Annotated in this window: 22 protein-coding genes; 11 read left to right on the top strand and 11 right to left on the bottom strand. The window is 65.4% G+C overall.

Translation table 11 applies throughout. The features are described from left to right. The first annotated feature begins 1 nt into the window (after position 1). The 8 genes from nuoN to BG61_RS29440 all read left to right on the top strand — a co-directional run bounded on the left by nuoN (position 2) and on the right by BG61_RS29440 (position 6,494). Positions 2 to 1,474, top strand: a complete 1,473-nt coding sequence (gene nuoN, locus BG61_RS29475) for an NADH-quinone oxidoreductase subunit NuoN (RefSeq protein ID WP_035924633.1) — start codon at positions 2 to 4, stop codon at positions 1,472 to 1,474. Continuing rightward, positions 1,474 to 1,791, top strand: a complete 318-nt coding sequence (locus BG61_RS29470) for a DUF2818 family protein (RefSeq protein ID WP_035924634.1) — start codon at positions 1,474 to 1,476, stop codon at positions 1,789 to 1,791. Before nuoN ends, BG61_RS29470 begins: the two co-directional genes overlap by 1 nt. A 44-nt stretch (positions 1,792 to 1,835) precedes the next feature. Then, positions 1,836 to 2,435, top strand: a complete 600-nt coding sequence (locus BG61_RS29465) for an NUDIX domain-containing protein (RefSeq protein ID WP_035924636.1) — start codon at positions 1,836 to 1,838, stop codon at positions 2,433 to 2,435. 205 nt (positions 2,436 to 2,640) lie between these two features. Then, positions 2,641 to 3,096: a DUF1178 family protein gene (locus BG61_RS29460; protein ID WP_035924638.1), complete on the top strand. Its 456-nt coding sequence runs from the start codon at positions 2,641 to 2,643 to the stop codon at positions 3,094 to 3,096. 107 nt (positions 3,097 to 3,203) lie between these two features. After that, on the top strand, positions 3,204 to 4,400 hold the full coding sequence (locus BG61_RS29455) for an acyl-CoA dehydrogenase family protein (protein WP_035924640.1): 1,197 nt from the start codon (positions 3,204 to 3,206) through the stop codon (positions 4,398 to 4,400). Positions 4,401 to 4,410: 10 nt separating this feature from the next. After that, positions 4,411 to 5,553, top strand: coding sequence for an acyl-CoA dehydrogenase family protein (locus tag BG61_RS29450; RefSeq protein WP_035924642.1), 1,143 nt, complete (start codon positions 4,411 to 4,413; stop codon positions 5,551 to 5,553). Between the two features lie 24 nt (positions 5,554 to 5,577). Next, positions 5,578 to 6,036, top strand: a complete 459-nt coding sequence (locus BG61_RS29445) for a MaoC family dehydratase (protein ID WP_035924644.1) — start codon at positions 5,578 to 5,580, stop codon at positions 6,034 to 6,036. 11 nt (positions 6,037 to 6,047) lie between these two features. After that, positions 6,048 to 6,494, top strand: coding sequence for a MaoC family dehydratase (locus tag BG61_RS29440; protein WP_232255945.1), 447 nt, complete (start codon positions 6,048 to 6,050; stop codon positions 6,492 to 6,494). 82 nt (positions 6,495 to 6,576) lie between these two features. Here the strand turns inward: BG61_RS29440 and BG61_RS29435 are convergent, their stop codons facing one another. From BG61_RS29435 to BG61_RS29415, 5 genes are all read right to left on the bottom strand, one after another. Continuing rightward, entirely contained in the window at positions 6,577 to 7,821 is a 1,245-nt protein-coding gene (locus BG61_RS29435) for an acyl-CoA dehydrogenase family protein (RefSeq protein WP_035924648.1), read from the bottom strand. 54 nt (positions 7,822 to 7,875) lie between these two features. After that, complete coding sequence (locus BG61_RS29430) at positions 7,876 to 8,979, bottom strand: phosphotransferase (RefSeq protein WP_370817948.1); 1,104 nt, start codon at positions 8,977 to 8,979, stop codon at positions 7,876 to 7,878. Between the two features lie 80 nt (positions 8,980 to 9,059). Further along, the gene (locus BG61_RS29425) at positions 9,060 to 9,785 is read right to left on the bottom strand and encodes a histidine phosphatase family protein (protein WP_035924651.1); all 726 of its coding nucleotides are present in this window, start codon (positions 9,783 to 9,785) and stop codon (positions 9,060 to 9,062) included. Next, positions 9,786 to 10,574 (bottom strand): oxepin-CoA hydrolase, alternative type, encoded by a 789-nt coding sequence (locus BG61_RS29420; protein ID WP_035924652.1) that lies wholly within the window; start codon positions 10,572 to 10,574, stop codon positions 9,786 to 9,788. Positions 10,575 to 10,577: 3 nt separating this feature from the next. After that, on the bottom strand, positions 10,578 to 12,113 hold the full coding sequence (locus BG61_RS29415) for a 3-hydroxyacyl-CoA dehydrogenase (RefSeq protein WP_035924655.1): 1,536 nt from the start codon (positions 12,111 to 12,113) through the stop codon (positions 10,578 to 10,580). Positions 12,114 to 12,225: 112 nt separating this feature from the next. On the opposite strand from BG61_RS29415, the gene BG61_RS29410 reads away from it, so the two are divergent. Further along, a complete protein-coding gene (locus BG61_RS29410; RefSeq protein ID WP_035924658.1) occupies positions 12,226 to 12,888 on the top strand; it encodes a glutathione S-transferase family protein in 663 nt (220 codons plus the stop codon). A gap of 69 nt (positions 12,889 to 12,957) precedes the next feature. Here the strand turns inward: BG61_RS29410 and BG61_RS29405 are convergent, their stop codons facing one another. Both BG61_RS29405 and BG61_RS29400 read right to left on the bottom strand, forming a co-directional pair. Continuing rightward, positions 12,958 to 14,139 carry a pyridoxal phosphate-dependent aminotransferase gene (locus tag BG61_RS29405; RefSeq protein ID WP_035924660.1) on the bottom strand — a complete coding sequence of 394 codons (1,182 nt, stop codon included), beginning with the start codon at positions 14,137 to 14,139 and terminating at the stop codon, positions 12,958 to 12,960. 48 nt (positions 14,140 to 14,187) lie between these two features. Continuing rightward, positions 14,188 to 14,679 carry a putative toxin-antitoxin system toxin component, PIN family gene (locus BG61_RS29400; RefSeq protein ID WP_035924663.1) on the bottom strand — a complete coding sequence of 164 codons (492 nt, stop codon included), beginning with the start codon at positions 14,677 to 14,679 and terminating at the stop codon, positions 14,188 to 14,190. A gap of 56 nt (positions 14,680 to 14,735) precedes the next feature. Between BG61_RS29400 and yaaA the strand changes: the two genes are divergently transcribed. Both yaaA and BG61_RS29390 read left to right on the top strand, forming a co-directional pair. Further along, positions 14,736 to 15,515, top strand: a complete 780-nt coding sequence (yaaA, locus tag BG61_RS29395) for a peroxide stress protein YaaA (protein WP_035924664.1) — start codon at positions 14,736 to 14,738, stop codon at positions 15,513 to 15,515. 19 nt (positions 15,516 to 15,534) lie between these two features. Beyond that, the gene (locus BG61_RS29390) at positions 15,535 to 16,701 is read left to right on the top strand and encodes a M14 family metallopeptidase (protein ID WP_035924690.1); all 1,167 of its coding nucleotides are present in this window, start codon (positions 15,535 to 15,537) and stop codon (positions 16,699 to 16,701) included. A gap of 102 nt (positions 16,702 to 16,803) precedes the next feature. Here the strand turns inward: BG61_RS29390 and BG61_RS29385 are convergent, their stop codons facing one another. From BG61_RS29385 to BG61_RS29370, 4 genes are all read right to left on the bottom strand, one after another. Beyond that, a complete protein-coding gene (locus BG61_RS29385) occupies positions 16,804 to 17,406 on the bottom strand; it encodes a BspC domain-containing protein (protein WP_035924667.1) in 603 nt (200 codons plus the stop codon). Positions 17,407 to 17,533: 127 nt separating this feature from the next. Next, positions 17,534 to 18,208 carry an energy-coupling factor ABC transporter permease gene (locus tag BG61_RS29380; RefSeq protein WP_035924692.1) on the bottom strand — a complete coding sequence of 225 codons (675 nt, stop codon included), beginning with the start codon at positions 18,206 to 18,208 and terminating at the stop codon, positions 17,534 to 17,536. A gap of 78 nt (positions 18,209 to 18,286) precedes the next feature. Then, positions 18,287 to 19,102 (bottom strand): response regulator transcription factor, encoded by an 816-nt coding sequence (locus tag BG61_RS29375; RefSeq protein WP_035924669.1) that lies wholly within the window; start codon positions 19,100 to 19,102, stop codon positions 18,287 to 18,289. A gap of 208 nt (positions 19,103 to 19,310) precedes the next feature. Then, the gene (locus tag BG61_RS29370) at positions 19,311 to 20,525 is read right to left on the bottom strand and encodes a DUF2863 family protein (RefSeq protein WP_035924672.1); all 1,215 of its coding nucleotides are present in this window, start codon (positions 20,523 to 20,525) and stop codon (positions 19,311 to 19,313) included. Positions 20,526 to 20,741: the final 216 nt, after the last annotated feature.

Below are 20,741 nucleotides of genomic sequence, written 5' to 3'. Positions count from 1 at the left end.
CATGCAAAACGCCCCTATGAGTGCCTTGTTGCCCGACGCGATCCTGATGCTGGCGATTGTCGTGGCGTGGTTGAACGACACGATCTACGGCCCGTCGAGCCGTCGCGTCACGTATCTGATCTCGCTCGTGTCGACGCTCGTCGTCGGCGTGTGGTTCGCCGTGAACGCCCTCGATCCGCAAACCCATTACTTCTTCGCGCGCATGTACATCGTCGATCCGTTCGCGAGCGCGATGAAGGCAGTGGTGAGTCTCGGCTTTGCGGTGTCGGTGATCTACTCGCGCAGGTATCTGGAAGACCGCGACCTCTTTCGCGGCGACTTCTTCCTGCTCGGCCTCTTTTCGCTGCTCGGCCAGTGCGTGATGATCTCGGGCAACAATTTCCTGACGCTGTATCTCGGTCTGGAACTGATGTCGCTGTCGCTGTACGCGGTGATCGCGCTGCGCAAGGATGCGCCGCAGGCGAATGAATCGGCGATGAAGTACTACGTGCTCGGCGCGCTGGCATCCGGCTTCCTGCTCTACGGCATCTCGATGCTGTACGGCGCGACCGGCTCGCTTGAACTGAACGAAGTGCTGAAGGCCGTCGCTTCCGGCCGAATCAACGACGCGGTGCTGCTCTTCGGCGTGATCTTCGTCGTGGCCGGCGTCGCGTTCAAGATGGGCGCGGTGCCGTTCCACATGTGGGTGCCCGACGTCTATCAGGGCGCGCCGACCGCCATGACGCTGCTCACCGGCGGCGGACCGAAGGTCGCCGCGTTCGCGTGGGGCCTGCGCCTCCTGGTGATGGGCCTGCTGCCGCTCGCCGTCGACTGGCAGGAGATGCTGGTGATTCTCGCGGCGCTGTCGCTGATCGTCGGCAACGTGACCGGTATCGTGCAGAAGAACATCAAGCGGATGCTGGCGTACTCGGCCATTTCGAACATGGGCTTCGTGCTGCTCGGGCTGCTCGCCGGCGTGGTCGACGGCAAGGTGACGGGCGCCGCCGGTGCGTACAGCTCGGCAATGTTCTACAGCATCATCTATCTCGTCACGACGCTCGGCACGTTCGGCGTGGTGATGCTGCTCGCGCGCCGCGATTTCGAAGCCGAAATGATCGACGACTTCAAGGGCCTGAACCAGCGCAGCCCGGTGTTCGCGTTTGTCATGATGATCATGATGTTCTCGCTCGCCGGCATCCCGCCGACGGTCGGTTTCTACGCGAAGCTCGCCGTGCTCGAAGCGACGATGAACGCCGGCCTGACGTGGCTCGCCGTGCTCGCCGTGATTACATCGCTGGTCGGCGCGTTCTACTACCTGCGCATCGTGAAGCTGATGTACTTCGACGCGCCGCAGGACGCATCGCCGATCGTCGCGGGCGGCCTGAACCGCGGCCTGCTCGCGTTCAACGGTCTTGCCGTGCTCGTGCTCGGCCTCGTGCCGGGCCCGCTGATGACGGCGTGCCTCACCGCCATTACGCACACGTTGCCGCTGTAATGTCGGTTGCGGGCTGGTTTATTGTGCTGTTGGCGCTCGTGGGCGCCAACCTTCCGTTCGTGAACCAGCGGCTCTTCGCTGTCATTCCGCTTAACCTCGCGAGCAAACCGCACGGTGAAGCGAAGAAGAACGCATGGATCCGCATCGCGGAGCTGATCGTCCTTTATCTCGTCGTGGGCACGCTCGGCTTCATGCTGGAGGCGCGCGCTGGAAATCGCTTCGATCAGGGCTGGCAGTTCTACGCGGTCACCTTCAGCCTGTTCGTGGTGTTCGCGTTTCCCGGTTTCACATATCAGTACCTCGTCAAACGCCGCTGACAGCGTCTCATGCTGTCGCGGCCCACTTCGCACAAGGCGCCACGATGGCTGAACATTCCTCACTCCCGACAAGCGACGACGGCCTCATCGAAAAGACGGTCGAAAGCGTCACCGTTCACGAGGGCAAGTTTCTGACACTCAAGTGCGATACGGTCGAATTGCCCGACGGCAAGCACGCCACGCGCGAATACGTCGAGCATCCCGGCGCGGTGATGATCCTCCCGCTCTTCGACGACGGCCGCGTGCTTCTCGAACGCCAGTACCGCTATCCGATCGGCAAGGTGCTGGTCGAATTTCCGGCGGGCAAGCTCGATCCGAACGAGGACGAACTGACGTGCGCCAAGCGCGAGTTGCAGGAAGAGACCGGCTACACGGCCCGCGAATGGTTCTTCCTGACGCGCATTCACCCGGTCATTTCGTACTCGACCGAGTTCATCGACCTGTATCTGGCTCGCGGGCTCACCGCAGGGGAGCGCAAGCTCGACGACGGCGAGTTTCTCGAAACGTTCGTCGCGGACGAAGCGCAACTGGTTGACTGGGTGAAGAGCGGCCGCATCAGCGATGTGAAGACGATCATCGGCGTGTTCTGGCTCGAGAAGCTGCTGTCCGGCGCATGGCAACCCGGCGCGCCGACCGGCGGCTGATCCGGCGCGGGTTGAGCGAGATATGAAGAGGGCGGCCGCAACGGCCGCTTTTTTACGGCAGGAACCCGCTCAGCAGAGGTCCGGGCGAAGGGCTAAAATCAATCACTCGCCCGGTTATTCAGCAAACCATCAGCGTAAGAGCATTTTCGAACGATCGTTCACAAAACGCAGTTTTGCGATAAACTCCACTGAAGCTCCGATCAGCATGAAGGTCCTCGATTTAAAGTGCTCCCACGAACATCGTTTTGAAGGCTGGTTCGCTTCAACCGACGAGTTCGAATCGCAGTTGTCGCGCGGGCTGGTCGCATGTCCCGTCTGCTCGACGACCGAGGTGAGCCGCATGCCTTCGGCGCCGCGCCTGAATTTGTCGTCGGCTCGCAACGACAGCGCTCCTTCGCAGCAGCCTCAAGCGAAGCAGGGCGCGACCGATGCGACCGCGGTCCAGGCCCGGGCGCTGCGGTTTTTGCGCGAGGTGCTGGAGAACACTGAGAACGTGGGCGATCGCTTTGCCGAAGAGGCGCGGCGCATTCACTACAACGAAGCGCCCGCGCGCAATATTCGCGGTGTCACGACGCCGGAAGACGCGCACGCCTTGATCGAGGAAGGTATCGACGTGATGCCGCTGTCCGTACCGGCCGCACTGAAGGAACCGCTGCAGTAAGTCATGGCGCGGTGTCTGTTCATGGCCGATGCGGGCCATGAATGCTCTGCATGGGACAGGAGTAAGCGCCAAAGCGCCAGCTCCTGTCGATACAGGAGACACCGCGCATGGATCTGAGCTATTCCCCCGCCGACGACGCTTTTCGCGCCGACATTCGCACCTGGCTCGAGGCCAATCTTCCGCGGTCGCTGCGCGAGAAGGTGCTGAACCACAAACGACTGAACCGCGACGACTTCGCGAGCTGGCACCGCCTGCTCGGCACGCGCGGCTGGTCGGTCGTCGCGTGGCCGAAGGAACATGGCGGCCCCGGCTGGGATGCCACGCAGCAGCACATCTGGGACGAGGAATGCGCGCGCATCGGAGCGCCGGGCGTGTTGCCGTTCGGTGTATCGATGGTGGCGCCAGTGCTGATGAAATACGGCAGCGACGCGCAGAAAGCCCGCTATCTCCCGCGCATTCTGGACGGCACCGACTGGTGGTGCCAGGGCTACTCGGAGCCCGGTTCCGGCTCGGATCTCGCCTCGCTGAGAACGCGCGCCGAGCGTCACGGCGATCACTACATCGTCAACGGCCAGAAAACCTGGACGACCCTCGGGCAACATGCCGACATGATGTTCTGCCTCGTGCGCACCGACCCGGGCGCGAAAAAGCAGGAGGGCATCTCCTTCCTTCTCATCGACATGAAGACGCCCGGCATCACCGTGCGCCCGATCATCACACTCGACGAGGACCACGAGGTCAACGAAGTCTTCTTCGAGGACGTGTCGGTGCCCGCGGAGAACCTCGTCGGCGAGGAGAACCGCGGCTGGACTTATGCGAAATATCTGCTCGGCCACGAGCGGACCGGCATCGCGCGCATGGGGCAGTCGAAGCGGGAACTCGCGTTCCTGAAGCGGCTCGCGCTCGGCCAGCAGAAGAGCGGCCGCCCGCTGCTGCACGACCCGGTGTTCGCCGCGAAGGTCGCCGCGCTCGAAATCGAACTGATGGCGCTGGAAGTGACCGTGCAGCGCGTCGTCGCGAGCGAGACGAAAGGGCGCGGCCCCGGGCCCGAGGCGTCGATGCTGAAGATCAAGGGCACCGAGGTCCAGCAGGCGCTGACCGAACTGATGTTCGACGCCATCGGCCCCGAGGCCGCGGCCTTCGATCCCGCGTTCCTCGAAGGCGAGCGCGACCACAGCATTGCAGGAGACGACGATGCCGCGCCGCTCGCCGCGTACTACTTCAATTTCCGCAAGACCTCGATCTATGGCGGCTCGAACGAGATTCAAAAGAACATCATTGCGCAGATGATTCTGGGACTGTGAGGAGCGGCGCATGGACTTCAATTTCACCGACGAGCAACAGCAGTTCCGCGACGCGCTGCGCCGCTACCTCGACAACGAATACGGCTTCGATGCGCGGCAGAAAATCGTGGCCTCGCAGGCGGGTGTCGATGCGAAGCACTGGCAGGCATTCACCGAACTCGGCCTGACCGCGCTGCCGGTGCCCGAAACGCATGGCGGTTTCGACGGCGGCCCGGTTGACATGCTGATCGTCATGCAGGAGCTGGGGCGCGCGCTCGTCATCGAACCGTACTGGGCCACGGCCGCGGGAACCGAGGTGTTGCGGCTCGCGGCCTCGCACGGCGATAACGCGGCCGGTGCGCTGCTCGAGCGCGTGGCGCAGGGCGCGATCAGGCTGGCGGTGGCATTTCACGAGCCGCATGCGCGCTACGACCTCTTCGATCTGCGGTCCACCGCGCGGCTCGAAGGCGGCGCATTCGTGCTTCAAGGCCGCAAGTCGATCGTGCAGCACGGCGCGCAGGCCGACTACTGGATCGTGCCGGCGCGGCTCGACGGAGAGATCGCCCTTTTCTTGATCGCACGCGATGCCGCGAATGCCAGGGTCACGGATTACCGGACGATCGACGGACGGCGCGCCGCCACGCTCGACTTTTTCGGCACGCCCGCCACGCGTCTCGGTGGCGCGCACGCCGCTGCGCAATTTGGTGCGGCAACGTTCGAGCAGATCGCCGATTACGCGACGATGCTCCTGTGCGCGGAAGCGCTCGGCGCGCTCGACGCGCTCAACGAGGCGACCGTCGAATATACGAAGACGCGTCAGCAGTTCGGCACGCCGATCGCGCGCTTTCAGGCGCTGCAGCATCGGATGGTCGAGATGCTGATCCACGCCGAGCAGGCGCGCTCGATCACGTATCTCGCGGCAGCACGCTATGCGAGCGCCGATGCCGACACGCGGCGCCAGGCGGTCTCGGCGGCGAAGGCGCGCGTCGGGCAGGCGGCGCGCTTCGTCGGCCAGCAGGCGGTGCAGTTGCACGGCGGCATGGGCATGACGAACGAAGTCGCGGCGGCGCACTGGTTCAAGCGGCTCTCGATCATCGAAACGACGCTCGGGGATGTCGATCATCATCTCGCGCGTTTTGCATCGCTGCCTGCATTTGCGAGCACTGAAGCCTGACACATTGACAAGGAGGAGCAGGGCATGACGTTCAGTTATGAGGATTTCGAAGTCGGATCGGCCGTGCAGCTCGGCGCGCACACCTTTTCGCGCGAGGAGATCGTCGGATTCGCGCAGCGCTACGATCCGCAGCCGTTTCATTTGTCCGAGCAGGCGGGCGAGGCGTCACATTTCGGCGGGCTGATCGCGAGCGGCTGGAACACCTGCTCCGCGATGATGGGCATTCTCGTGCGCGACATGCTGAGCGATTCGACATCGATGGGTTCGCCCGGACTCGACAATATCCGCTGGCTGAAGCCGGTGCGGGTCGACGACACGGTGCGCCTCACGGTGCGCGTGCTCGACAAGCGCGTCTCCGCAAGCAAGCCGGATCGCGGCATCGTTTCGACGCGTTGGGAAGCGCATAACCAGAAGGGCGAACTCGTGCTGACCGTGGACTCGGCGGCGCTTTTCGGCCTGCGCAATCCGGCGGCGCTGCGGTGAGCGCAGACCGCCTGCGCAGTGCCGCAGACGTTCATGCGGCGGCCGGCGTCGCGACGTATCGAAGCGACTGGGTGGAGATCGACCAGGCGCGCGTGAACCGCTTCGCCGATGCCACCGGCGACCATCAGTGGATTCATGTCGACCCTGAACGTGCGCGGCGCGAGGCGCCGTTCGGCGCAGCCATCGCGCACGGGTTCCTCACGCTTGCACTCGTGCCGATGTGGCTGGCGCAATGCGTGCCGCTCGAGACGCGCATGAGCGTCAACTACGGGCTGAACCGTGTGCGGTTCATGGCGCCGGTGCGCGTCGGCTCGAGCCTGCGCGCGACCTTCGCCGCCGACACGGTGATCGATGTCGATGACGGCGCCGTGCAGGTGGTATGGCTCGTGACGGTCGAGGTCCGGGAAAGCGAGAAGCCCGCGTGTGTCGCCGAGTTCGTCACGCGACACTATTTCTGACGCCCGCGACATGGACGGTTCGCGCGGGCGGCCCGCGCGGGCACGCGAGGCCGCCGCCATCACGGCGTAATCCGGAACACGCTTAACGGCCGTGTGCGGAATCCGCGGGCGGCGCGACGTACTTCGACAGTTCCAGCTTGGCGATCGCATTGCGATGCACTTCGTCAGGGCCGTCCGCGAGACGCAGCGTGCGCGCCGACGCGTACGCGTACGCGAGCGGGAAGTCGTCGCAGATGCCGGCGGCGCCGTGCGCCTGGATCGCCCAGTCGATCACCTGGCACGCGATGTTCGGCGCGACCACCTTGATCATCGCGATCTCGCCGCGTGCGCCCTTGTTGCCGACCGTATCCATCATGTAGGCCGCCTTGAGCGTGAGAAGGCGCGCCTGCTCGATCATGATCCGCGCCTCGGCGATGCGTTCCTGCGTCACGCCATGCTGCGCGATCGGCTTGCCGAACGCGACACGCTGCGACGTGCGCTTGGTCATCAGTTCGAGCGCGCGCTCCGCGAGCCCGATCAGCCGCATGCAATGGTGGATGCGGCCCGGGCCCAGGCGCCCCTGCGCGATCTCGAAGCCGCGTCCCTCGCCCAGCAGGATGTTCGATGCCGGCACGCGCACGTTCTCGAGCATGACGTCCATGTGGCCGTGCGGTGCGTCGTCGTAGCCGAATACGTTCAGGGGCCGGTGCACCGTGATACCGCTCGCGTCGGCGGGAACGAGCACCATGGACTGCTGCTGATGCCTGGGCGCCCCCGGGTCCGTCTTGCCCATCACGATGTAGATGCTGCAGCGCAGATCGCCCGCGCCCGACGACCACCACTTGTGGCCGTTGATCACGTAGCTGTCGCCGTCGCGCACGATGCTGCACTGAATGTTCGTCGCATCCGACGACGCCACCTCCGGCTCCGTCATCAGGAACGCCGAGCGGATTTCGCCGCGCAGAAGCGGCTCGAGCCATTGCAGCTTCTGCTCGTCGCTGCCGTAGCGCTCGATGGTCTCCATGTTGCCGGTATCCGGCGCATTGCAGTTGAACACTTCGGGCGCCCAGGGCACGCGACCCATGATTTCGCATAGAGGCGCGTATTCGAGGTTCGTCAGACCCGCGCCGCGCTGCGACTCGGGCAGAAAGAGGTTCCAGAGGCCGGCCTCGCGCGCCTTGTCCTTCAGCGACTCGATCAGTTCGGTGGGAACCCACGCGTTGCCGCTCGCGCGATTGGCCGCGATTTCTTCGAGGTACACGCGCTCGTTCGGATAGATGTGGGCGTCGAAGAAAGCGATCAGTCTTTCGCGCAACGCCTGCACTTTCGGTGTGTAGTCGAAATTCATTCGTTTCCTCGTTGCATGGTTGGCCCGGCGGACTCGGGTGTCAGGCGTCGGACATCAGGTGCGCACTTTCTGCGCATAGCGCCACGCGAGTTCGGCCATCGGCTTCGCGCGGCGGCCCGCGTCCACCGCCTGCGCGCTCGATGCCGTTCCCTCCGATACGCGCTTCATGATCCCCTGCAGAATCGCGGCGATGCGAAACATGTTGTAGGCGAGATAGAAGTTCCAGTCGCCTTCGATCGTGAGGCCCGTGCGCTCGCAATAGCGCGCGACGTACGCCGCTTCGTCGGGAATGCCGAGCGCCGCCCAGTCGAGCCCCGCGATGCCGCGAAACTGCGTCGGGTCGACGTGCCACGCCATGCAGTGATAGGCGAAGTCGGCGAGCGGGTCGCCGAGCGTCGACAGTTCCCAGTCGAGCACGGCAAGCACGCGCGGCTCGCTCGCGTGGAAGATCAGGTTGTCGAGGCGGTAGTCGCCATGCACGACCGACACGCGTTCGCTCGCCTGCGATGCGCCGCGCGGGATGTGCTTCGGCAGCCATTCGATGAGGCGGTTCATCGGTTCGATCGTCGCGGTTTCGGACGCCACGTACTGCTTGCTCCACCGCCCGATCTGCCGATCGAGGTAGTTGCCCGGCTTGCCGTAGTCGCCGAGGCCGATTGCGCCGGCATCCACCGAATGCAGCGCCGCGATCACGCGATTCATCTCGTCGTAGATGGCGCCGCGCTCGGCGGGCGTCATGCCGGGCAGCGACTGGTCCCACAGCACGCGGCCCTCGATGAACTCCATCACGTAGAACGCGCGCCCGATCACGCTTTCGTCCTCGCACAGCGCGAACATCCTTGCGACGGGCACGTCGGTCGTGCGCAGCGCATCCATCACGCGATACTCGCGCTCGATTGCGTGCGCCGACGGCAGCAGTTTCGCCGACGGTCCCGGCTTTGAGCGCATCACGTAACTGCGCCCGGGCGTGATCAGCTTGTAGGTGGGATTCGACTGGCCGCCCGCGAACTGCTCGACGGTGAGCGGCCCCGCGAAGCCCTCGACATGCGTTGCGAGCCACGAAGCGAGCGCATCGGTGTCAAAGCTCTGGTGTTCGTTGACGGGCCGCGTGCCTTCGAATGCGGAATAGTCCTGCTGGTCGTTTTCTGCTGCCATCATCGCCTCCATTTGACGGTTCGTGCGCGGCCGCGCCGTGCTCGACGCTGTCTGTGTCTGTGCGCGCACGAAACGCGAGCCTGTCACTTCATGTCATGCGCCTTGTAGCGCAGGAACTGCGCGTAGAGCAGTTCCATCGTGGTGTTTCGCACGCCCGTGTGAAGCGGCGAGGGCGGCGAATGGTTGACGGCGTGGATCACCCAGTCGCCTGGTTTGTCGCCGACGTCGAGCGCATTGATGCAGCCGGTTGCCTGTGACAGATGGCCGAAGAACGCGCGCCCGCCCGCCGTGATCGCGTGCGAGAGCAGCGCGCGGTTCACGCCGCCGTGCAGCACGAGCAGCACCGTGTCCCACGTCGCGTCGGCGCGCAGCCGGGCGACGCCCGGCAATACGCGATCGAGCAACTGCCCGATCGTCTCGCCGCCCAGGAAGCGCACGTCCTCCGGCACGACGCCGTCGAATACGGAGAGAAACGCGCGTTCGATATCCCCGGTGGATAGGTCGCGCAGATGGCCGCCGCGGATCTCTTGCCACTCCGGCCAGATTTCGACCTCGGGCGACTGGCCGGTTTCCTCCAGCACGCGCCGTGCCGTCTCGATCGTGCGCGGCATGCCGCTCGCGATCACGCGGTCGAAGTGCACGCCCTGCGCGGCAAACTCGCGGCCGGCGGCGCTCGCTTCCTCGCGGCCGCGCTCGTTCAGCGGGACGCTTTCGGGATCGATCGCGCGGCCGCTGTCGTCGAAATAGGTGACGTCGCCATGGCGCATCAGGAAGATGCGGCGGCGCTTGGGCAGTTCGTAGTGGCTCATTTACTTGTAGTTCGGCTGGCGTTTTTCGAGGAACGCGCTGATGCCTTCCAGCGCGTCGCCGTGATGCAGCGCATCGACGAAGCTGTCGCGTTCGGCATCGAGATGCGCGGCGAGCGGCTGGACGTCGGCGGACGTGATCAGCGACTTGATCCGCGCGAGCGCTTTCGGCGACATGCTGCCGAGATCGTCGGCCCACGCGATGGCCGAATCGAGCGCGGTGCCGCGGCGCGTCAGCCGGTTCACGACGCCGACGTCGTGCAGGCGCACCGCGCCGATCGGCTTCGCTTCGAGCAGGATCTCGCTTGCGAGCGCGCGCGGCAGCGCGCGCGTGAGGAACCACGAGCCGCCGCCGTCTGGCGTGAGGCCGACGCGCGCGTACGACATCACGAACCGCGCGTCGTCGGCGGCGACGATCAGGTCGCACGCGAGTGCGAGCGAAAAGCCCGCGCCGGCCGCCGCGCCTTCGACGGCGGCGATCACCGGCTTCGTCGACGAGCGGAACGCCGCGATCCATTCGCCCAGCAGGTCGATGCTGTCCGCCTGCACGGACGGGTCCTTCGCGCGGTTTTCGAGCAGGCGGTTCAGGTTGCCGCCCGCGCAGAAGAAGTTGTCCGCGCCGGTGAGCACGATCGCGCGCACCGAGCTGTCGCGCTCGGCGGTGTTGAGCGCTTCGATGCCGGCGGCGTACATGTCGGGATGCAGCGCGTTTTTCGCGCCCGGGTTCGAGAGTTTCAGGACGAGCGTGGTGTCGCTGCCGGCGGGGCGGTCGGTCAAGAGTTCGGCGCTCATTGCTTAATTCTCGCGGTGAGTGAGGGAAAGGCCGAGCTGCGCGCGCCGCGCGAGCCAGGGTGAAGGCCGGTAGCGCGGGTCGCCGAGCACGTCGTGGATATTGCGCAGGATCGTGAGGATCGTCTTCGCGCCGAGCGTATCGCCGAGCGCGAGCGGTCCGTGCGGATAGCCGAGGCCGAGCGTCACGGCGAGATCGATGTCCTCGGGCGTCGCGATCTGCTTTTGCGCGATGTCGCAGCCGATGTTCACGATGGTCGCCACCACGCGCTGTGCGACGAAGCCCGTCGAGTCGCGGATCACGGTGACGGGCACGCCGTCGGCGGCAAAGAGCGCATGGGCGGCGTCGCGCGAGGCGCGCGTGGTCGCGGGCGTCGTCATGATCGTGCGGCGCGCGACCGTGTCGAGCGCAAAGAGCGTGTCGATCGCGACGACGCGCGCCGGGTCGAGATTTTCCGCGACGGCCGCCGTGGTCGCGTCGTGGCCGAGCGGCGTCACGACGATGAGCGAATCGGGCGCCGGCGTGTTGCCGGTGTCGATGGTCACGGCGGCGTCGGACTTCGCGATCACCTTCAGCACCTGCTCGCGCGCCGCATGCGACGTGCGGCTGATCCACACGCGGCGCGGCAGCGTCGAAGGCGCGGGTGCTTCGCCGGGCACCTGCTGCTTGCCGTCCACGTACTTGTAGAAGCCCTCGCCGGCCTTGCGCCCGATCAGCCCGCCCGCGAGCCGCGTGCCGGTGATCGGCGACGGCGTGAAGCGCGGCTCCTCGTAGAACTGGTGATAGATCGACTCCATCACCGGATGCGACACGTCGAGCGCGGTGAGGTCGAGCAGCTCGAACGGCCCGAGCCGGAAGCCCGCCTGCTCGCGCAGAATGCGGTCGATGTCCGCGAAGCTCGCGACGCCCTCGCTCGCGATGCGCAGGCCCTCGGTGTTCATCCCGCGGCCCGCGTGATTCACGATGAAGCCCGGCATGTCCTTCGCGCGCACCGGCGTGTGGCCCATGCGGCGCGCGAGGTCCATCAGAGCGTCGCCGGCGGCCGGGTCGCCGCGCAGGCCGTCGATCACCTCGACCACCTTCATCAGCGGCACCGGGTTGAAGAAGTGAAAGCCCGCGACGCGCTCCGGGCGCGCGCAGCCCGCGGCGATTGCGGTGATGGACAGCGACGACGTGTTCGACGCGAGCACGCATTCGCCGCCGACCACCGCCTCCAGTTCGCGAAAGAGTTCGCGCTTGACATCGAGCTTTTCGACGATCGCCTCGATCACCACGTCGCAGTCCGACAGCTCGCTCACATCGCCTGCCGCGTGGACGCGGGCGAGGGCCGCGTGCGCGTCGGCTTCCTGGAGCTTGCCTTTCGCGGCGAGTTTGTTCAGGGTATCGGAGAGATAGTCGCGGGCCGCGCCGACTGCTTGCGGGTTCGTGTCGAAGAGACGCACGGTGAGGCCGCCCGTCGCCGCGATCTGCGCGATGCCGCGTCCCATCGCGCCGCTGCCGACGATCCCGATTGTCTCGATCTTCAAATCGCGAAGGCTCATGATGTTGATCGACTCCTGATTCTGTTAGATTCGCACGAACGTGCTGTTTTTAGAATGATGTCACGTCTTCATGACGAAGACCGATGAATGATTCCAACTGAGGAGATGTCCGATGCTCAAGCTGTACGGTTTTCCGCTGTCCAACTATTTCAACAAGGTCAAGTTCGTCCTGCTCGAGCACGGCATTGCGTTCGAGGAAGTGCGCACGAATTTCAGCCAGGACGCGGCGACTCTCGCGCGCTCGCCGCTCGGCAAGGTGCCGTACATCGAGACCGAAGCGGGCCCGCTCGCCGAGTCGCAGGCGATCGTCGAATATCTTGCTGGCGCCTATCCGGACAAGGCGATCTTTTCTCCCGATTCGTACCGGGCCGCGAAGGAGCGCGAACTGGCGATCTTCATCGATCTGCACCTCGAACTCGTTGCCCGTGATCTGTACAAGCAGGCCTTTTTCGGCGGCACGGTGACCGACTACACGAAGTCGCGCGCCGAAAAGATGCTGAACCGCAACATCGCGGGATTCGCACGCATCGCGAAGTTCGATCCGTATGTCGGCGGCACGGCCTTCAGTATCGCCGATGTCTGCGCGTTCGTGAGCCTGCCGCTCGTCGGGCTCGCGACGAAGGTGGTGTATGGGCGGGATTTCCTGCTCGAAGCCGGCATCGACTGGAAGGCGCATGGCAGGATGGTCGGCGAGCGGTCCGCCGCGCAGAAGGTCACGGCCGACCGGCTCGCCTACATGGAGCAGCAGAAGGCGCAGGCGCAACAGCGCGGGTGATCGTCGGGCCAGGTGTCCGGCCGGGCTCGCGGGTGACGCAATCGCGTGTCGCATCACCCGCGCCTTCGGTCAGAGCTTCGCGAGACGGTCGAGCGCGAGTTGCAGCGTCTCTTCCTTCTTCGCGAAGCAAAAGCGCACGACGCCCGATTCGTGGCTCTCGTGATAGAACGCCGAGACCGGAATGGCCGCCACGCCGATCTCGCTCGTGAGCCACTGCGCGAATTCGGCCTCGGGCAGATCGCTGATGGCGGAATAGTCGACGGTCTGGAAGTACGTGCCGTCGCAGGGAAGCATCTTGAAGCGGCTGTTCGCGAGGCCGGCGCGGAAGAAGTCGCGCTTCTTCTGGTAGAACGCGGGCAGGTTCATGTACGGCGCCGGGTCCTGCAGATAGTGCGCGAGGCCGATCTGCATCGGCGTGTTCACCGTGAACACGTTGAACTGGTGGACCTTGCGGAACTCGGCGGTCAGCGCCGTGGGCGCGGCTAAATAGCCGACCTTCCAGCCGGTCACGTGAAACGTCTTGCCGAAGCTCGACACCACGAAGCTGCGCTTCGCGAGCTCCGGATAGCGCGACACGCTTTCGTGCGGCGCGCCGTCGTAGACCATGTGCTCGTAGACTTCGTCGGAGAGAATCAGCACGTTCGTGCCGCGCACGATCTCCTCCAGCTTGCGCATGTCCGCTTCGCGCCAGACACGGCCCGTCGGATTGTGCGGCGTGTTGATCATGATGAGGCGCGTCTTCGGCGTGATCGCCGCGGCGATCTTGTCGAAGGGCAGCGCGTAGTCGGGCGCCTCCAGCGACACGAATACCGGCGTGCCGCCCGCCAGTTCGATGGACGGCACGTAGCTGTCGTACATCGGCTCGATCACGATGACCTCGTCGCCGGGATGCACGCAGCAGAGGATCGCGGTCAGGAGCGCCTGTGTCGCGCCGGCCGTGACCGTGATCTCGCGATCGGCGTCGTATTCGCGCCCGTAGAGCGTGTCGATTTTTGCCGCGATCGCCTGGCGCAGGGGCGCGGCGCCCGCCATCGGCGGATACTGGTTGTGGCCGTCGCGCATGGCTTGCGCGACCGCGTCGACGATGCGCGGATCGCAATCGAAATCGGGGAAACCCTGACCCAGGTTGACCGCGTTCTTTTGCACGGCGAGCGCGCTCATCACGGTGAAGATGGTCGTGCCGACGTTCGGCAGGCGCGAGGGGAAGCCCAGTTCGGCGGGCGTTTGCGGGAGTTCGTGCGTGGCGTTCATGATGAGGGCGTGGATGAGTCCGTTGCGGTGTCCGGTGCGCGTTCCATTTTAAACGGCACTCGATTGCGCGAGCGCGCGGGCTTCGAAAACCTCGACGAACGGCGCGGGCTGCGCGATCCGGAAGCCGAAGTCGCGTGCGGTGCGGCGCGCGAGCTTGAGCACCGCGCGGTCCTTCGAGACGAGCCAGTCGGCCTTCGACGCGTGCGCGAGTTCGAGGAATTTCTGGTCGTCGCGGTCGCGGCATTTGGGCAGCGGCCGCTCGTCGGCGTCTTCTGGCGGCTCGGGCGCGACCAGTTGCGACAGTCGCGCGAGTGTCGCGAGGGCCGCGGCCTTGTCGACGGCCATGCGCACGAACTGCGGGTAGTCGAGCACGCGTGTGAGCTCGTTCAGGCAGCGCGCGTCGATCAGCGCCTTGAGCGTGCGCGCTTCGAGCGCGGCGCGGATCGGCCGCGTGGCGGGGTCGTCGAACACGAGGATGTCGATCCACACGTTCGAATCCAGCACCACGTGAAGCGCCGGCAGCGCAGGGGAATTTTCCATTCGATACAATCGGGGCTTTATGTCCTTTGTCGCCGGCGGCGTGCCGGCGAGCCTCCATGATAATCGTTCTTTCGCCCGCCAAATCGCTCGACTACGAGACCCCGCCGCACGTCAAGAAGCACACGCTCCCCGAATTCATCGACGACGCAGCCGAACTGATCGACGGCCTGAGAAGGCTTTCGCCGCAGCAGATCGGCAGCATGATGCGCATCTCCGACCCGCTCGCGCAACTGAACTTCCAGCGCTACGCCGACTGGTCGACGCGCTTTGACACCGACAACGCGAAGCAGGCGATGCTCGCATTCAACGGCGACGTGTACGAGGGTTTCGCGGCGAAGACGCTCTCGGCGGGCGACCTCGACTACGCGCAGAATCACGTGCGCGTGCTGTCGGGCCTTTACGGCCTGTTGAGGCCGCTCGACCTGCTGCAGCCGTACCGGCTGGAGATGGGCACGAAATTCGCGAATGCGCGCGGGCGCGACCTCTACTCGTTCTGGGGCGAACGCATCACGGCGGCGCTCAACGCTCAGTTGAAGAAGCAGCGCGGCGCGCGCGTGCTGGTCAATTGCGCGTCGGAGGAATACTTCAAGTCGGTGAAGCCGAAGCTGCTCGAGGCTCCCGTGATCTCACCGGTGTTCGAGGACTGGAAGGGCGGCCGCTACAAGATCATCAGCTTTCACGCGAAGCGCGCACGCGGGCTGATGGCGCGCTACGTGGTGGAGAATCGCATCGACGAGCCGCTCGCGCTGCAGGGCTTCGACAGCGAAGGGTACAGGTTCGACAAGAAGGCATCGAACGACACGACATATGTGTTTCGCCGGCGCGTCGCCGAGTGAAGCGAACGAGGGAAACATCATGAGCATCTCCATCACGAGCAATTTCGACGCCGGCGCGATCGAAGTCCTTTCCGCGGACAATCCCGCCGACATCCGCCTGCGCGTGCGGGCCGACAGCCACGCCGAGTTCGCGCAGTGGTTCTACTACCGCGTGTCGGGCGCACGCGGCGAACGCCTCGTGATGACCTTCGAGAACGCCGCCGATTGCGCGTTCGCCGAAGGCTGGCGCGGGTACCGCGCGGCGGCGAGCTACGACCGCGTCAACTGGTTCCGCGTGCCGACGACTTACGACGGCCGCGTGATGACCATCGACCACACGCCCGAGTTCGACCGCATCTACTACGCGTATTTCGAGCCGTACAGCGAGGAGCGCCACTCGGAGTTTCTCGGCGCGCTCCAGCAGATGCCGCACGCCGCGCTCACCGACATCGGCCGGACGGTGCAGGGCCGGCCGATGTCGCTGCTCACGCTGGGCCTGCCAGGCGAGGACGACGAGACGGGCGCCGCCGCGCCCAGGAAGAACATCTGGATCATCGCGCGCCAGCATCCGGGCGAGACGATGGCGGAATGGTTCGTCGAAGGGCTGGCGAAGCGGCTCGCGGGCTGGGGCGACTGGGCGGGCGATCCGGTCGCGCGCAAGCTCTTCGATCACGCCGTGTTCCATATCGTGCCGAACATGAATCCCGATGGCAGCGTGCTCGGCAACCTGCGCACCAACGCGGCGGGCGCCAACCTGAATCGCGAGTGGATGGAGCCGGACGCCGTGCGCAGCCCCGAGGTGTTCGCGGTGCGCAACGCGATTCATGCAACCGGCTGCGATCTCTTCTTCGATATCCACGGCGACGAAGCGATTCCGTATGTGTTCGTCGCGGGCTCGGAGATGCTGCCGGGCTTTACCGAAACGCAGGCGAAGGAGCAGGCGGCGTTCATCGAATCCTTCAAGCTGGCGAGCCCGGATTTCCAGGACGTGCACGGCTACGAGTCGAGCAAATACCAGACGGATGCGCTCAAGCTCGCGTCGAAATACGTCGGCAACGAATTCGGCTGCCTGTCGCTCACGCTCGAGATGCCGTTCAAGGACAACGACAACCTGCCCGACGAGCGCGTCGGCTGGAGCGGCGAGCGCAGCGCGGCGCTCGGCGCGGCGATGCTGCAGGCGATCCTGTGGCACGTGCAGGCGTTCTGACCTGCGACCTGTCCTTGCCCGCGTGGATAAGCGAAGGGCGTGATCACGGCTCGGTAATCACGCCCTTCGTTTTTTTTGCCGCAGCCGCCGGTGGCGGCAGGGTCACTGTGTCTTGGCCGTCGACGTCTTCGCGCTGCTGGACTTCGTCTTCGATTTGCTGGTTGTTGTCTTGGACGACTTCGACGCCGACGACTTGCCCTTCGCCGCGTGTTTGCCCTTCGTGCTTCGCGTCGTGCTGCGCGGCTCCGCGCGGGCTTTCGACGGCGGCACGGGGTCGTTCCAGCCGAACGCGAGCATCTGGCTGCCGACGTAGCCGCAGCGGAACTTGAGCGTCGCGGGATCGCGGTCGCCGTCCTTGTTCATGCCGAGGCCTTCCACCGTCACGACGTTGTCGACCTTGATGCGCTGCTTGCGATCATCGAAGGAATCGTTCCACGGGATGAGCGAGGAATGCGACGAATCGAACGAGGTGGCGGGAAACTCCACATGATCGAATGCCGTCGACGTGCTCGCGACGAAGCTGCCATGCGCCGCGCAGTCGGCGATGAGCGGGTTGGCCTTGAAATCGGTGACGAAGTGGTGGACGAGTTCGTTGCGTTCGTCGAGCGTGTCGGCAAAAGCGGTGACGGTGCATGCCAGCGATGCGCATACCGCCAACCGGCCGACGAGCCGAAGCAGTCGGCGCGGTGCGTAATTACTTTCCATCAAGTTCGACGCTAAGAGGACACAGGCACGTAAGATGCCGGGCGAGGGGAAGGAGTTCCATCTTATCGCAATTTCCGCGGCGAGCCGTCGCTCGCGGCCGGACGCCGATGCGTGAAGGCGGATGGAATCAGACGCGCGGCCCGCGATCGAGACGGTAGCGCCTTACGTCGTAGGTCGTGATCCAGGCGGGTTTGTAGACCGAGATGAGGATGGTGAGCAGCCCCGTGAAGAGCGCCTCGCCTGCTGCAAGCAGGAGCGAGCCGAGCATGAATGCGGGCGGAATCGGGATCGGCTTGCCCACGAGCGCCATCTCCATCAGCACGGTCGCGCCGCACGCAGCTGCCACGGCGACAGCCGATACGATGAAGCCGTGGCCGATGATGAACGTGAAGAGATTGCGCGGCAGCCACGCGTTGCTTGCGCGCTGCAGCAGCGCCGAGACGCCGACCGGCAACGCGCCGAACAGCAGATAAGTAATCGATACGCCGAGCCACGGCGCATCGAGCACGACTGCCGCCAGCCCGGTCGTGGCCGCCATTCCGATCAGCGCGAGCTGCCAGTCGAAGAGCGTGACCATCAGCGTCGCGCCGAGCAGATGGATGACCGGCCCGTCGTCGAACCAGGCGTTGCACGCCCACAAAACGGTTACCGCGACGATGATGCCGAGCCACACGTGCTGGAGCGTGGCGTCCTGGAGGCGGCGAAAGGGTCCGTGCATGAACGCGAGCGCGAGCAGGCCCGCGGTGACGATCCAGCCACCGACTGCAAGCCAAAGCGGAAGCGGTGTGTAGAAGAACCCCATGAACTGCATATTACTCGCTGCACGTAAAACGTGTGCGTCCACGCAGCAGCTCGCCTGCCTGCGGTACATCGCGCGCGCCTATTGCCCGAAGCCTCTGGCAGGCTCGGCGGCGAGCGGCAACGCGAGCGCGTCGTGTTCCGCCTGCGCAGGGTACTTCCCATTCGACGCCCGCAGCGGCACAGGCCCGGGCTCGCCCAGCGCGGGGCGAGCCGACGCATCGCTTTCACGCCGCAGCACTTCGAGGCAATTGTTCTGCCAGCCGTTGTAAATCGCGACTGCGGCGGCACGATTCACCGCCCCAAGTTGCTGAAAGATGCTCGCCAGATGGATTTTGACCGTGCCCTCGCTGATGCCGAGGGTTTTGGCGATCACCTTGTTGGTGTTGCCCATGTGCACGCAGCGCATGATCTGCTGCTGACGCGGGGAGAGCGTGGCGAAGCGCCGCGTGCTCGGCAGCGGCTTCGCCGCGTCGGGATAGCGGCGCGGCGCGAATTCGCGCACGAGCTCGGAATCGAGCGCCTCCGCCGGCACGTAATGGCCGCCGAGCAGGACCATCTCGAGCGCACGCACGAGCAACTGCGGGTCGAGCGTTCTCGGCACCACGCCGAGCGCGCCCGCCTCCAGGAGCCGGCGCACGCGCGCGGGGGCCGCATCGTCGACGACGGCCGCCGCCGGCAACCCCGGATACGGCTTGAGCAGCTCGCCCAGGTCGGCGGCGCGCATCGTGTCCTGCCAGTCGATCACGATCAGGTCCGGGTCCAGCCGGTCAACGGCATGGCGCGCCTGCCGCCAGTCCTTGGCCTCGTTGAAATGCGCGTGGCGGTCGATGTGGCGCAGGAGCGTCTTGAGCCCCTCGCGCCGTTCTGCATCGGAGTTGATTATTGTGAATTTCATGGCTGCCTCTATGTGCGTTCTTGGGTCCGCGCGGCTCCGCTCTCAAACGGGAGGCCGGGCTGGCGACGGGCGTGCGTCGTGGATTCGATAGTGACAAAATCCGCCCGTTTTGGCGCCCTGACCGGAAGACGTAGGCATAAATGCAAAAAGCCCCGCTCGATGGTGGGGCTCGGTACGGCAGGCGGGCGCTGCGCGCCGCGAGTGACGTTTAGTGGAAGTGCGGCTGCGCCGGCTCGGCGTCCTCCGGCATTTCGGCATGGACGATCTCGCCGAGCGGGTCCGCGTAGAGCGGCACGCCGCAGTCATCGCAGTATTCCGGCTCGAAGCGTCCGGCATGGCGGCGCACGTCGGTCACGCCCGTTTTCTTGAGCAGCGCGACGATTTCCTCGACCGGCCCGTCGGCGCCTTCGAGGTCGACCGCTTCCTCTTCCATGCCGATTTCGCCGTTTTCGCGCCCGTAAAGCGGCCAGACGACCCCGTAGATCACGTCATTGCTGCCGCGGCGCGTAAAGCCGACGCGGTACTCGTCGATGCGCCGTTCGCCGAAGCCGGCGATCACCGCGCGCAGTTCCTGCGGCGCGGCGCCGAGGGTGTCGAACAGGTAGCGCACCGCCGTGCGCACGGTGTGGGGGCGGACCTGCTCGTCGGCGTCGCGGCAGGCGGAGTAGTAGGCGTCCGGCAGAAGGCATTCGAATTCGCAGCCCGGCAGGATCGCGGCGAAGCTCGCGCCGCCTTGCGCCGCCCATTGCTCGAGGCACTGGCCGCGTTCGATGCGGTTGCCGTTTTCATCTTCCTGCCAGCGAAAGAGCGGCGCCCCGGCCGGCACGACCGCGACGGCGAGCAGAAAACGCGGGTCGGCGAGAATGGGCGACGTTTCGGGCAAATCCGAGAGATTCAGCCGCGTTGCCGCGCCGACGAGCGCAGTTTGCATCAGCTGCTGCGCGAGGCGCGCGGTGTCGACGTGATGGCGGGGCAACTGGTCGATGCTGTACAGATAGGGTGCGACCGCCACTCGCGCGCCTGCCGCGAGCACGTGCGCCTGCATCTGGGTGCGCAGCGCGTCAATCACGTCGCCCTTCAGCGTTCCCGACGGAATCGCATAGCGCGTCCACGCGAGGACAGGCGCCGCGATAAGCAGCGCCTCGTGCGGCACGCCATCGATGTCGGCCGTGAACGACTCGCTGTGCGTCTCGGCCATGTCGGCGAGGGCGCCGTAAGCGTCGGGGTGATTTTGCTGGAGGTGATCGAGTGCGGCGTCCAGGGTGGTCTGATTGCCGTTGCGCACGATCTTGGCGAGGAGCGCGTCGAGTCGCGCTTCCCAGAAGCGGTCTTCGATGCGGCTGCCTGACGCGAACAGCGCTAGGGAGAGGCCGACGAGCTTGTCGGCGTCCGGGGGAAGGCGTTTGGCGATTCGCGAGCGCATAGGGATACGAGTGGTTGGGTGCAGAGAACCTTATATTCTAGACGCTCTGCGTCCGCTTTTATCGTTCGATGGCAAGTGCGCTTCGGCATGGGCGCTTGGGCATGTGGGCGAGCGCGTTGCCGAGGTAGCCTGGTCGTTTGGTTGGTTATTTACGGTTGCGCGGAAGGCTAATAAGGCTGCTGTCATATTTCTTCAAAAATCGCTTGCGGATGAGAG

This window comes from Caballeronia glathei (assembly GCF_000698595.1).
Classification (GTDB): domain Bacteria; phylum Pseudomonadota; class Gammaproteobacteria; order Burkholderiales; family Burkholderiaceae; genus Caballeronia; species Caballeronia glathei.
This window is presented reverse-complemented; position numbering and strand designations above follow the sequence as displayed.